Annotated in this window: 9 protein-coding genes; 6 read left to right on the top strand and 3 right to left on the bottom strand. The window is 39.6% G+C overall.

Going from position 1 to position 14,303, the window contains the following annotated elements; genetic code table 11:
* Positions 1 to 449: 449 nt before the first annotated feature.
* On the top strand, positions 450 to 1,334 hold the full coding sequence (locus V7K53_RS27305; protein ID WP_335200633.1) for a ParA family protein: 885 nt from the start codon (positions 450 to 452) through the stop codon (positions 1,332 to 1,334).
* A gap of 422 nt (positions 1,335 to 1,756) precedes the next feature.
* Entirely contained in the window at positions 1,757 to 5,140 is a 3,384-nt protein-coding gene (locus V7K53_RS27300) for an amino acid permease (protein WP_335200632.1), read from the top strand.
* Positions 5,141 to 5,214: 74 nt separating this feature from the next.
* On the opposite strand, the gene V7K53_RS27295 is transcribed toward V7K53_RS27300, so the two are convergent.
* Both V7K53_RS27295 and V7K53_RS27290 read right to left on the bottom strand, forming a co-directional pair.
* On the bottom strand, positions 5,215 to 6,366 hold the full coding sequence (locus V7K53_RS27295; RefSeq protein WP_335200631.1) for a histidine decarboxylase: 1,152 nt from the start codon (positions 6,364 to 6,366) through the stop codon (positions 5,215 to 5,217).
* An 812-nt stretch (positions 6,367 to 7,178) separates the two neighbouring features.
* Positions 7,179 to 7,481, bottom strand: coding sequence for a hypothetical protein (locus tag V7K53_RS27290; protein WP_335200630.1), 303 nt, complete (start codon positions 7,479 to 7,481; stop codon positions 7,179 to 7,181).
* A gap of 834 nt (positions 7,482 to 8,315) precedes the next feature.
* On the opposite strand from V7K53_RS27290, the gene fldA reads away from it, so the two are divergent.
* Positions 8,316 to 8,828, top strand: coding sequence for a flavodoxin FldA (gene fldA / locus V7K53_RS27285; protein ID WP_335200629.1), 513 nt, complete (start codon positions 8,316 to 8,318; stop codon positions 8,826 to 8,828).
* Positions 8,829 to 8,900: 72 nt separating this feature from the next.
* Entirely contained in the window at positions 8,901 to 9,653 is a 753-nt protein-coding gene (locus tag V7K53_RS27280; protein ID WP_335200628.1) for an alpha/beta fold hydrolase, read from the top strand.
* Positions 9,654 to 10,374: 721 nt separating this feature from the next.
* Here V7K53_RS27280 and V7K53_RS27275 read toward each other — a convergent pair.
* Positions 10,375 to 11,670, bottom strand: coding sequence for an ABC transporter ATP-binding protein (locus tag V7K53_RS27275; protein ID WP_335200627.1), 1,296 nt, complete (start codon positions 11,668 to 11,670; stop codon positions 10,375 to 10,377).
* A gap of 308 nt (positions 11,671 to 11,978) precedes the next feature.
* Between V7K53_RS27275 and V7K53_RS27270 the strand changes: the two genes are divergently transcribed.
* Together V7K53_RS27270 and V7K53_RS27265 are read left to right on the top strand one after the other, a co-directional pair.
* Entirely contained in the window at positions 11,979 to 13,235 is a 1,257-nt protein-coding gene (locus V7K53_RS27270; RefSeq protein ID WP_335200626.1) for an FAD-dependent oxidoreductase, read from the top strand.
* Positions 13,236 to 13,507: 272 nt separating this feature from the next.
* The gene (locus tag V7K53_RS27265) at positions 13,508 to 14,080 is read left to right on the top strand and encodes a single-stranded DNA-binding protein (RefSeq protein WP_335200625.1); all 573 of its coding nucleotides are present in this window, start codon (positions 13,508 to 13,510) and stop codon (positions 14,078 to 14,080) included.
* The last annotated feature ends 223 nt before the right edge of the window (positions 14,081 to 14,303 follow it).

The raw sequence follows: 14,303 nt of genomic DNA, 5'->3' as shown, positions 1-14,303 counted from the left end.
GTTCAATTCAATTAGCAAATGCATCCACATTTTGCACCCAATACTTAGTGATATTCACAACGCTATTATTTTCTCACAATTGATTTAGGGCTACTGTATTTGTCAATACCTCTATAATTGCTTTGTGAGAGCGATCGCTATTACGGCATTAAGCCCAAGATTGTCATTATGGAGTAAAGGAGGCTGCTAGCTCAAATCCAGGCAAAGATCCAAATATTGCTGCCTCAATCGAGTCAACATCGCTGAAATCACTCTTTTGAATTTCCAAAAATATTAAATTTAATGGAAGATTTAAGATATCAGCAGAGGTGTACGCTACCTAGTAGTCTGTCAAGTTTGATTTGATCGGTTCGTAGTTTGTGCTTTAGCGCTAACTACAAACAATCCGTACCCCTCAATTATTTCTTGGCAGACTACAAGTGGGAATGCGTCAATAGAGGACTCAATCAATGGGATATGTAATTGCTACTGCCAATATGAAAGGTGGCGTTGGTAAAACCACCCTCACCGTCAACTTAGCTACCTGTTTAGCTAAAAATCATGGCAAGCGGGTGCTGGTTCTTGATTTAGACAGCCAAATTAGTGCCACACTCAGTTTGATGTCGCCTTTAGATTTTGCCAAGCTTCGTAAACAAAGTAAGACATTTAGGTATCTGATAGACGAAGTTATCAATCCAGACCCCCAAGCAAAATTTAAAATTCAGGATATCATTCAATCCCAGGTTTGTAATCTTCCCGGACTAGATTTATTGCCGGGAGACATCGATTTATATGATGAATTTGTTGTTTCAGAAATGCTGCATCAGCAAGCAACTGCTTTGGGCGAACAGGACTTTGAAACGATTTGGAATCGCTTTGAAAGGGTCTTAATTAATAATATCTTAAAACCAGTACGTCAAGAATATGATTTTATTCTTCTCGATTGCGCCCCTGGCTATAATCTATTGACTCGTAGCGCTTTAGCCGCCAGTGATTTCTACATACTTCCTGCGAAACCAGAACCATTATCTGTAGTAGGTATTCAACTGCTAGAAAGACGGATTGCCCAATTAAAAGATAGTCACGGACATGAAACCAAGATAGATATAAAAATGTTGGGAATTGTATTTAGCATGTCCAGCGCTAACCTGCTCACTGGCAGATACTATAAACAAGTAATGCACCGCGTTGTAGAAGATTTCGGTGTCGAAAAAATTTGTAAGGTACAAATACCAGTTGATGTCAACGTTGCTAAGGCTGTTGATAGTTTTATACCTGCTGTTTTAAATGCTCCCCAATCAGCAGGTTCAAAAGCTTTCTTTCAGTTAACTCAAGAATTGTTGCAAAAACTATAGCTCTAGTTAATCATTGATGAACAACATGATTTTCGATTTATTCAATTAGAGATATAAATGTAAAGACGTAGTATTCCTACGTCTTTACAAGGGTTTCAGGCAATGAATAATTGATTTTTGGAGATATCTATGTCTATTAAGTAGGTCACAAATCTGAACATTTCAATTTTTATAAAGGTCTGAAGAAATAAAATTTATACTTACTCGGTGAGAAACAAGCTATATGAAATAAATCTCAAATCCCCAATTTAAAATTCTCTATTCAAGAAAACTCTTTAGGCATGAGGTCAATTTAAAATCTCAAATCCCCAATTCAGTAACAAATAAGTTATCCTTTTTTAAAGTTCAGCAGTTATACGGAAGCTATAATTGGTGAGATTCAGCTATTGAGTGAAAAGGTCAGTAAATTTCACTAAGAAACAATGGTTAGTAACGATTCTGCACGGGCGGACAACAATCAGCACTTGCTAATGCGCCTACCACGGACTCTGAGTTATCTCGAAACCTGGGGCTTCGGGTTAACTGGTCATGTTGGATGGATTGGTACTGCCCCTATCATTCATGCAGCGTTAGGGCCGAAAGCTATCTTAGTTTGGTTTTTTGGCACGATTATTTCATTTTTGCTTAACTTGCAGGTACAAAGTCTAGGTAGGCATTGGTCAGATGTTGCCGGAGGAACACCAAACTATACCACAAGGCTATTAAAGAAGTTTCCTGGCTTAGGCCGTTACGTAGCATTAGGATACTTTTTTAGCTGGGCAGCAGCACCTGCACTGTATGCGATTATTCTCACCAACCTAATTAAAGTCAATTTTGAAACATTAGGTATTTCTTGTCCAGAAACTTTATTAAAAATTTTATTTACAGCGATTCCTTTTATTTTAGCGTTCAGTGGCACCCGTGCTTTGGCGCTTCTACATTTATTTTTTGTATTACCAGCAATTTTATTACTGTTATTATTTTGTGTTCAAGGCATATTATGGTTAGCTTTCTCATCTGCTAATTTTAATTTTCTCGCAAATAGCACACATAGCCTGAGCTTTCAAGAATGGGCAAAATGGTTTTTTCTAGCTAGCTATTCAATTTATGCTTGTGAAACTACTTCTTCTTTTATTGCTGATAGCCGCCACCCATATAAAACTTTAAAGTTTTTAACCCTAGCTGCTTGGTTAATTCCTCCAGTATTTCTAGGTGGTTCTTGGGTATTAATGTGTTCTACTCCAAATTCAACAATAGGTGAGGATGCGTTTTTAAATCTAGTAGAAGCTTCTAAACCTTTTTGGGGTGAATCTGCCCCTTTTCTAGTAACACTTTTAATTACTATATCTTGCCTTCTAAGTTCTGCTACAGCAGTTTCTAATTCTCCTCGGATATTATATCAGCTTGCCTTAGACAGACAGCTTTCTCCTATATTTGCATTAGTTTCCCGTCAAGGTGTCCTTGTTCCTGCTATTTTAGTTACCTTTCTGCTCAGTTTGCTTTGTCTAAATTTGGGAAATATATCTCAACTTGTCACAGTAGCAGGCACCTGTTATCTCATGTCTATTATGGGTCTACATTTAGGATTATGGATGTGTCGTGGCAAACCACACGTGTTATGGCCTTGGTGGTCACTTGGTTTTTTCTTGGTAGAAGCGGTAGTTCTAATAGTTGGAGGTTTAGCTTGGAACTGGAGAGATTTCTTAGCGGGATTATTATTACCTATTATTTTGATGATCGGAGATTTAGTGCTACGTCGCTTAAGATTTGCACCATTAGATCCAAATTGGTGGGCACAGCGTTACGATACTAAGTCTAGTAGAAATAATCCAGATTTTGTAGTATTACAAGTGATTATTTTAGTATCATTAATTTGTATTACTGCCACAATTAGTTGGGTTATTCGCGATTTTTTAGATAGACTTTCTAATCATCCTCAAAATTCTTTTTTAGCGATTTTATTAGTGACGCTTTCTTTTACAGGGGTTGCGATCGCTTGCTGGACAACTTTGCCACAAATTATTGCTATTGATGAAGCACGCAAACAGGCAAGAAACCTATTTATTACTACTCTAGATACTGTTCCAGATACTGTTTTAGTATTAGATGAAGAAGGAAAAATTTCTCAGACAAATGCCGCTGCTGAAGAATTATTTCAAACAAGTATTCAGCAGTTACTTGGGCAAAACTTGAATCAAATTCTAATATGCTATCGCGGCAAACCGGAGCAATGGTCTATTAGAAGTGAGCAAAGCTTGAAAATTAACCAAGGTTTGCGAATTGTTGAATCGACGATTTCCCAGCCATTTAATTCTCTGCTACGTGAGTATATTGTTATTGTCCGTGACATCACTAAGCGGAAGCTAGCAGAAGAAGAATTAGTCCAGTATCGTTATCAACTTGAGCAGTTGGTGCTAGAACGCACTATTGAACTGATTAGAGTTAATCAACAACTTCAACAAGACATTGTTAAACGTCAAGAAGCACAAGACCAATTACTGCACAATAGTCTTCATGATGGGCTAACTGGATTACCTAATCAACGATTATTTATGGAGCGTGTGCAGCAGGCAATAGAACAGTCTAAACAGCAAAATAATTATTTATTTGCCGTACTATTCTTAGACCTAGATCGCTTTAAAGTTGTTAATGACAGCCTTGGACATTTACTAGGAAATCAACTTTTGATTTCAATTTCTCATCGGCTCAAGTCAGTTCTGCGAGGCAGAGATATAGTAGCACGTTTTGGTGGAGATGAGTTCACAATTTTAATTGAGGAAATTGAGGATATCAACACCGCAATACAGGTGGCCGAGCGAATTAAAAAGGTGCTAGCTTTACCATTTCAATTAAATGAGCATCGGGTGTTTACTAATGTTAGTATTGGCATTGCTTTAAGTAGAGCAGATTATGAACAAGCAGCGCAGATTTTACGCGATGCTGATGTCGCAATGTATTGTGCCAAATCACTTGGTAAGGCACGTTATGAGGTTTTTGATCCAAAGATGCACAAGGGTGCAGCTTTGCTCTTAGAGTTAGAAACTGCTCTGCGAAATGCGCTGCTCAAGCAAGAAGAATTTCGCCTGGATTACCAGCCAATTGTTTCACTAACAACTGGCAAAATTATTGGATTTGAGGCACTGATACGTTGGTATCATCCAGAACGAGGACTTATTTCCCCTCAAGATTTTATTCCTTTGGCTGAGGAAACTGGAATGATTATTAGTATTGGTCAATGGGTGCTTTATGAAGCCTGTCACCAAATGCACAAATGGCATAAACAATTTCCTACCTCACAACCTCTGACGATTAGCGTAAATTTTTCTGGTAAACAAATTACGCAACCTGATGTGTTTAAACAGGTTAAACATATTTTGCAGCAAACTGGATTGAAGCCATGCTGTTTGAAATTGGAGATTACTGAAAGCTTGTTGATGGATAATTTTGAATTAGCTACCACTGTGCTTTCCCAGTTAACAGCGCTAAATGTTGAAATGCACATGGATGATTTTGGAACTGGCTATTCATCCTTGAGTTATTTACATCGCCTACCAATTAAAACCATTAAGATTGACCGCTCTTTTGTCACCAGTATAGGTAGTCGAGGAGAAAACTTAGAAATTATTCGAGCGATTGTGACATTAGCTCATAATTTAAATATGTCTGTAACAGCAGAAGGCATAGAAACTGTAGACCAATTAGCACAATTGAAGGCTTTACAATGTGATTATGGGCAAGGGTATTTTTTCTTACCACCTATGGAACAGGCAGAAGTAGAAATACTACTTGCTGCTAATTTGTGCGGAAAAAACTTTTTAAAAAGATAAAATCTTGGGAGCAAATTCTGTTTAGAGAAACACTTTGTCAAACTGGGCAATAAATTTCACTTGACAATCTATTCTTAGTGTAGCGCTGATTGCAGCTGGAAATTCTCTACATTATCGAGCAACCCTTCTTCTAACAAAAGTTCGTTAACAAAAGTATCAATTTTGTGCCGATCGATATTTTGCATGACTACAATGTGTACCCAATTTTCATAAATCGCTAACTGCCACTTTTTAATTAACCTTTGAGAAGGTTTTTGAAACACTACAGTATTAGAACATTTATTGAGCATACATGGATATTCTCTGATTTTAAGTTGTTGGAAAAGATATTGGGCATTATCTATACAAGTCTTTGCTTCTTTGGCTAATCCATCATAACCTCTTGTTTTCATTGCATACCAGAGAATCAGAGGGGTATGACCGTTTCTAGAACCGAGAATTGTTGTATCTGACGATCCAATATATTCAATTTCTGTTTCAACTTTTTCTACCCATTTTTTCTTGGTTAAAACTACACCGCAAGGCAAGGGTGAACCAATGAATTTAGCAGAAATAGCTATACTATCTATGGGTTTTTGAAAGTTAATTTGTGGAGCGCCATCTAAAAAGGGTAATATTAATCCTGAAAGGGCGGCATCACAATGGATGTAGTAATCTTTAATCTGATTGCGTTCTAAGATTTCGAGAACTTTGTCTAAGTTATCAATTGCGCCTTTGACAGTAGTCCCAATATTCAAATTGACGATCGCAGGATAATTACGATTTTCGCTAATCAGTTTTTCAAAATGTTCATAATTCATCTCTCCATTAATTTGTGAGTTAACAACATTATGTTGTATGCGGAATAGTTTTGCTGCTTTTAGTATCGAGTAATGAGAGTCTTGTGATGAGTAAAGAATGCCATCGGGATAGATTTCTCTTGCTAAGAAGATTCCATATAAATTACCTTCAGTTCCGCCAGCAGTAACATAACCCCAAAACTCATTTTCTGGAATTTTATAGAGTTGGGCAAAAAAAGATAATACTTCTTGCTCAAACTTACGAGAATGGAGACCAAAATCTGGTTCAATATATGGATCTCCAGCATTATTTAACAGAAAATTGAAAAATTTAGCGATCGCACTGTAATCACAACTTAAATTATATGGATAGCCTGCATGAAGCTGCGATCGCTGTTCTATTTGCAGCAGAAAATCAGCCAATTCCTTAGCGACTTTATTTGACATATCTTTGTATCTCTTAAAATTTTGATTGAGTTAATGGATGTTTTAAACTACATTCTACGTATTAATCCATACCTTTAGATTTTCTTAATAATCTATCGTTTTGGCTCTTTAATCGAAGATAATACAGTGAAAGTACTGATAAATATTCAGTAATAATACCCAAATTTTTTCTATAAAAGTATATTACACTTAGAACTTCTGCATAATACGAGATAACCATAATGCGTATTACGTAAAATATCTTTTCAGTCGTTGACTGCAACCTGATTTAATCACATATTTAACTTTGTGTCAGTTGCGTAATTTCTGGGAATGACTAGGCTATACAAGAGAAGTCCGCTTATGCGGACTTCATCAAGCTAAAAAGACATTTCCAGAAATTAAATATGCGTTATACAGAACCCTAATAGAGACTGAGCACTGCTCGTTTCTATATTCTTTTTCACTTTAAGGTTGATACAAATAAGCAGCACGGGAGCAGGCTTACCGTGACTTGTTGCCGAGCATCTCGACTTACTTCGACTACGCCCTTCTCTGCGAGAGGTTGCGCCCGAAGCGTAGCTATGCCGCAGGCTTTACGGCTACGCTCAGGACAATAAGCGATTAATCCACAAAGAACGTTAACGCAAAAATTAACGAGACTAAACAAAGCATCTAAACTAAACATCGGACAGTTTACTGAAACTGAATTTGTTGTTATTTTCAGCTTACTATCTATCCTTTTCCTTATCCCTAACTCAGGTTAATTAATTTCTTTAATTACGAGCTACTAATTAACAATTACGAATTATATTGAGGGGGATTACAAATTATCATTGAGAACATTCTGCTAAATTTTTCTTAGCGTAATTACAATCAAAATAAATTAAAGCTTCTCTACTAGAGGAAAATGTTGTAGTTGTGGTGTATGGGTCACTTTGTGGACTTGGTTCATATAGCCAAATTTTTAAATAGTAATAATTATTATCATCTGTAGACCATAATTCATAACGGTAATTACCTCCTGAACCCTCACTAGTTAAATAGTCAGCTAGTGCTGTATTTGATGTAGAGACAAAGCTCAATACAGTCAAAATAGGAACGACGGCTAGCTTTAGTATTTGGATTAATTTCATAAATGCACAAAAAACTTACTCCCTCTAGCTTCCTTTACAGAAGTAATTTTTGAAACCAGTAATTATCATGGATATTTTGTGAGGATATCGTAAGACGCGATAAATCGCGTCTCTACAAGCGTTATCGATACAGCACTTCCGGCTATTATGCAATACAGTTTTTCTCCTTGCCCTCTCCTATCAAAGCTTTCAGATTTGAGGATGTACCTCATAGCTGCCGTAAGTGCTGTATTTGTAGTAGCGATTCAAACCAGTCTTTTGGCATAAGGGGCAATTTCCGTTTAATTTAAACTATCCTCTTGCAGAGTGCGTTGTTCACTCTTAATATAAAAGTACGGTAATTTTACGTATCTACCGTATTTAAATCAGCCAAAAGACAATATCAAGTATCACATAATTCTTCCAAGATCAAGTCTTGTATCGCTTTTAGTCTAAACTCCAGTAACTGAGAAAGGCTTTTTGTTCAGGCGTTCATCTCACTACTTCTATTCGAGTAAGTGCGAGGTTTTTGACCAATTAAGGTACGAGAATTCTTGCTGCCTCGTCTAGTTTTCGGCTTTTTTCCTGAAATACTTAACAAAACTTTACCGAAATAAATGAAAAAGACTCTCAATAAGTCTGGTAGTATATCCTCAGAGTTATTGAGACTAATACTCATTAAGTGAGCCATGTATTTCAGCTATTTGCAAACGTTCTGAAAAGATAACGCTTTTGACTTGCGTGGCTGTTTAAACACTGGAGTCGATGCCTTGATGGGCAGAGAACGCTGGATTAACCAACCTCTCAGGGCGACTTTTCAGTAGAGCACACAACTATTTTTTATCAGGTGTCAATATGTCAAAAAAAATTGGTTTGTTTTACGGTACTCAAACTGGCAACACTGAATCTGATGCTGAAAAAATTCGGGATGAGTTTGGTGATGATATTGTGACATTACATCCCATTTATGAGGCGGATAGTAGCACTTTTGATGAGTATGACTTGCTGATTATTGGCTCTCCTACTTGGGATATTGGTCAGCTTCAGAGCGATTGGGAAGGCTTTTTCTCCGATCTAGATGAAATAGATTTTAGTGGTAAGCTGGTTGCCTATTTTGGTGATGGAGACCAATATGGCTATAGCGATAACTTCCAGGATGCAATAGGAATTCTGGAAGAAAAAATTTCCCAACGGGGTGGTAAAACTGTTGGTTACTGGCCAATTGAGGGGTATGAATTCGATCAATCTAGAGCTTTGAGAAATGGCAAGTTTGTCGGATTGGCACTTGATGAAGGTAGTCAATCTGATTTAACAGATGAGCGAATTAAAACTTGGGTTGCTCAGTTGAAGACAGAATTTGGTTTGTAGAGATTTAGGGCGTACAGTTAGCTGTACGCCTTCATTGGAACTGATAATTTAATTTAGAAGTTATAGGTATTTATGTCTGATTCATTTGATATTTTATGGTTAAGTGTCAGTCCTGTTTTGCAGCGTTTTGATAAACCATTACTTGAATACTTATCTGGGTATACAAGTGTCGCGCAGTGGGAATACCAGCAAACCAAAGATGAAGCGAGTTCCATAGATCAAGCTGTGGATTTGCTATATGAGTTTTTAGAATGGCGCGATCGCCCCGTGCATTTGGCAGGTCATGGGATGAGTGGTGCGATCGCCTTAACCTTTGCGCGGCGATTTCCGCAAAAAGTGCGATCGCTCACCCTGCTGGCTGTTGCAGCTCAACCTGCAAACAATTGGCAAGCTCACTATTACTTTCAACGACAACTTTTTAGCATCAGCCGTGAGCTAGTTTTGGCAAGCAGCGTTCGCAGTCTATTTGGAAATCAACCACCTCATACTACTAAAAAGTTAGTAGCTGCCTTAGATAAAGATTTAGAACAATCTCCCTCATCACACTCTTTATTTAAGTTGGTTTATTTACCCAAGGGTGGAGTTTCTATGCCAATGATGGTATGTGGTAGCAAGAGCGATCCAGTAGTCAACCCAACTGTATTACATGACTGGTTGAATTGGCTCAAGCCAGAAGATAAACTCTGGGAATGCCCAGAAGGATATCATTTTTTTCACTACTTCTATCCTCAACAGGTTGGCGAACAGATTTTGAGTTTTTGGCAACACCACCATCCGCATCTGCTGGAAGCATCTGCACTATCTTTTAGCACTTCTACAAATTAGTAACTTTGAAAGTGCGATGTCTAAGGACAAGCCTTACGGCTACGCACTTGTGAAAATTGGGGTGTAATGGGGTGCGATCGCCTTTGGTGTTGACGCTGCGATCGCTACTTAATAGAGAAGGAATGCGATCGACTAGACCACTGACTTAATAGTAGCCAGGGCTGGCTTGGTGCATGTGGTAAGTAGATTTTGAGTCGGTTACTACTTACACACCAGAAAATAATCATTTAAAATACTATTGCTGAATTAAGTTACATTATTCAACAAATCTGCTTTATCATTGTGTTGTGAGCTGATAAAAGTCATTCAACCTCTCGATAAGTCCTTACTACTTTACTTAAATCCTCGCCAGGGGAGACTAAAAAGATGAAAACCCTAAAACAGTAGAAGACATAATCACTCGTCGAATTGACAGTAGCGACCGTTAGATTATAACCGAAGTGTAAATTAAAGCCAATATTTTTATTATATAAGCAATAACCCTAAGTTTAACTTACTGACTTAAGGCAGAAGTTACGAAATTTTTTACTGCTTCTACTACTCTGATTTATGCAGTAATTTTGCTATTTCTTTAATCAAAATCCTGAGCAGCTTGGTTTTATTAGTCATCCCTGTATATTCGGCAAGAGTCCTCACTAGAGACAAGCGTATTGGTCACAGTCGATCAAACCCAATATTGAGTGCGTATTTTACCAATTAGATGCGGATAGCGCAGATGATTTTAGGGAAATATCGCTAACTCGGTTTCCGGGTCAAAAAAGTGAATTTTCTCAGGAGTTAGAGATAACCATAGTTGCTCACCTGGTTGTACAAATCGGTCTGGTGGGATTCGCACTTGTAGGTAATTGGCTGTAATAGCAGGTTGAGATCCTGGTTCAGCAATCTTAACAGCGAGAAAAGAATCGTTGCCGAGATTCTCTACCAAATCTACTTGCACTGGTAGATTTTTGGTAGCAGGCATACTCAAGTTAAAATGTTCTGGGCGAATACCTAAAATTAGAGTTTTCCCATCATATTTTTGTAAAGCTTTTCCCCAAACTTCTGGCAGGGTGAAACGCAACTGGGAATGAGTAATCAACTGCGGGGCATGAAATTCCACAGGAATAAAATTCATCGGTGGTGAACCAATGAATTCTGCTACAAAAAGATTAGCAGGACGGTTGTAAAGTTCTAAGGGAGAAGCGACTTGTTGAATTTTACCCTCAGACATAATCGCAATGCGATCGCCCATTGTCATCGCTTCTGTTTGATCGTGGGTAACGTAAATTGTCGTTGTCCCCAATTGGCGCTGCAATTTCACAATTTGAGCGCGGGTTTCCGCCCGGAGTTTAGCATCTAAGTTAGAAAGCGGCTCATCCATTAAAAACACTTGGGGGTCACGCGCGATCGCTCGTCCCAATGCAACCCGTTGTCTTTGTCCTCCAGATAACTGTTTGGGTAAGCGATTCAGCAATGTTTCGATTTGCAACAGTTGAGCAACACTACGCACCTGCTGATCCACCGCCCGTTCTTTGTCAGAAGTGTAGCGCAGTCCTTTAGGTAACTTTCTTGTCGCCCCCACAAAAATATTTTCCGCCCAGTTGAGGAATGGGGAATGCTGATTTTCCCTATTCCCCGATTGTCTGCGGCGTAAGCCAAAAGCGATGTTGTCATACACCGTCATGTGAGGATAGAGGGCGTAATTTTGAAACACCATTGCAATGTCGCGTTCCTTGGGTGGTAGGTCATTGATCAAGCGATCGCCTATCCAAATATTGCCTCCAGTCATCACTTCTAACCCGGCGATTAACCGTAGTAGAGTGCTTTTACCACAACCAGAAGGGCCTACCAACACCATAAACTCGCCATCTGCGATCGTCAGGTTAATCCGCCGCAAGACGTTGACACTTCCCGCACGCTCTTGCGCTGCATCAATTTTCTCCTCAGAGGTGAGGGGAGATTGGGTTTGTGAGTTAACAGTTTCGCCTTTACGCGAGGAAAAACTTTTATAAACGTTTTCTAAAATAACTTGGGACACAACTAATTATTGTCATTGGGGACTTGTACTGCCCTTCTCCTGTCGGAGACGCTGCGCGTAGCTTGCTTCCACGAAGTGGTACGACTACGCTCAGGAACCGCGTTTGCGTAGCGTCTCGTAGAGAAGCCATTGGCGCAGCCTCTCGTAGAGAAGTATTGGACATGGGGCATTGGATTTGGACTAATGACCAATGACAGTTTAGCGCCAATCATAATACACCTTCAGGGTAAATACGAAAAGTTAAAAAAACAGTTTGCATCCGCAAAAGCGAATTACCCTAAATTTTAGGGCTGTCAGGAGGTGTTGTGATGACTACCGATATACCTAAAAATCTTTCCCAAGACCCAAGTATTAATCCTGTCCATGACATTGTAGACGTACAAACCACAGATTGTTGCATTGTGGGTGGGGGGCCAGCAGGAGCAGTATTGGCGCTGTTGTTAGCGCGTCAAGGCATTTCTGTGATGCTGCTGGAAGCACACAAAGACTTCGATCGCGACTTTCGCGGCGATACGATTCATCCATCAGTGATGGAAATTATGGAGGAATTGGGACTTAGCGATCGCTTGCTAGAACTTCCCCATACCAAAATGCGCCAAATTAGTATTCAAACTCCTCAAGATACTGTCACATTCGCAGATTTTAGTCATCTGAAAACCCATTATCCCTACATTACAATGCTTCCCCAGGTAAAATTCCTGGAGTTCATCACCCAAGAAGCACAAAAATATCCTAGTTTCCATCTGGTGATGGGTGCGAATGTGCAGGAATTAATTACTGAAAATGGCGCGATTCAAGGTGTCCGCTATCGGGGAGGCGGTGGTTGGCATGAAATTCGGGCAATACTGACAGTGGGTGCAGACGGTCGCCACTCACGTTTACGCCACCTGGGTGAGTTTGAGTCAATCGAAACCTCGCCGCCAATGGATGTCCTCTGGTTTCGCCTACCGCGTCAGCCAGAAGACCCTGAAGGGGGAATGGGGCGCTTTGGTCAAGGTAAGCTTATCGCCATGCTTGACCGTGGCGATCAGTGGCAAGTTGCCTATGTCATTCCTAAAGGAGGCTATCAACAACTGCGGGCTGAGGGTTTGGAGGAATTAAAAAAATCTGTTGTCGAAGTAGTGCCAGAATTCCAACAACGCATCCAAAATTTACATGATTGGTCACAAGTAGCTTTTCTCTCAGTGGAGTCCAGCCGTGTCAAACGTTGGTATCATCCAGGACTGTTACTCATTGGTGATGCAGCTCATATAATGTCCCCCGTTGGTGGAGTTGGCATTAACTACGCGATTCAGGATGCTGTAGTCGCGGCGAATGTACTTAGCAAGCCGCTCAAAAACGCACAAGTAGAACTTAGTGACCTAGCAAAAGTACAAGGTCAACGCGAGTTGCCCACACGCATCATTCAGGCGTTTCAAACTTTTATCCAAAAGCGGGTATTGGCCCCGGTTATCACCTCAAATCGCACCTTTGTACCACCTGCGTTTTTGCGCTTACCAGTCTTGCGCGACCTTCCAGCCAGATTGATCGCCTTGGGTGTTTTTCCAGTTCACGTCAAGGCTTAATTTTTGCCAAGAATTTTTTCTATTTAATCAACAAGTGGTACAATTATACTACTCTATGCAGAATTGAATGCTCAATTTAGTCAAGCGAGGGTGGCGAACGGTATACTCAATGCTGTTCAAAGCGATCGCTTGGCTTTTATGCTAGAAATAACTAAAAACTCAGGCATTATTAAAAAATGCAAACAATTAAACATATCTAGATATTAATTGGCACTACATAGAAAAACCCCCTCTTTTTGAATCAGTACTTTTTGCAGTCAGGAGTAATTTTAATGAACAGCTGCGTTTTAATGGCGGAAATTATTAACGAACCGCAACTGCGCTATACAGCGGATAGTTTGGGAGTCACGGAAATGTTGGTACAGTTTCCCAATTCCCAGAAACCAGAAGATCCGCCAGCCACGCTGAAAGTTGTCGGCTGGGGAAATTTAGCGACAGAAATTCAGCAAAACTACCACCAAGGCGATCGCGTCATCTTGGTAGGACGTTTAACGATGAATACTGTTGCGATGGAAGGTTTTAAAGAAAAACGCGCTGAATTGACAGTGCAGCAAATTCAATCTGTTGGAGGTAGTTTTGATACCGATCCATTACCCTCAGCAACCGTAACTCCATCATTCACTGAAACTACTCCACGACAACCATCTTCAGCATCTCGTCCTGCACAAAAAGACGCTAGCACTTACGAGTCAACACGTCCAGCGCCTACCCCAGCTACAAATCCTGTTGGTGTTGCTCCCCAAGCGAAAACTTACGAACCCGTACCCCAACCCACAAATTATGAGCGAACCACTTATCCAGCAGTAAAAGAGCAAGAACCAGATCCAGATGATATTCCCTTTTAAATTTGGTAGTTGAGCGTGCATTCAATTTGCTAACTAACATTACGATTAGACAATCTTCACAAATAGCCATCCTTGAGGATGTGCTATTTTTTTTGTCTGTGTTGACGCTTTTCGTCTTGTCGTGACACATCGCTTTAGCTATCGAACAGTTAGGAATGGATAATTTTAATCTCTAAATTCTAAGTTTAAGCCTCTATTTTGCATCTTAATAAACTTCATCATG

This window comes from Nostoc sp. (assembly GCF_036917355.1).
Classification (GTDB): domain Bacteria; phylum Cyanobacteriota; class Cyanobacteriia; order Cyanobacteriales; family Nostocaceae; genus Nostoc.
Note: the sequence above shows the minus strand (reverse complement) of the source record. Positions and strands in the feature narration are given on the sequence as shown.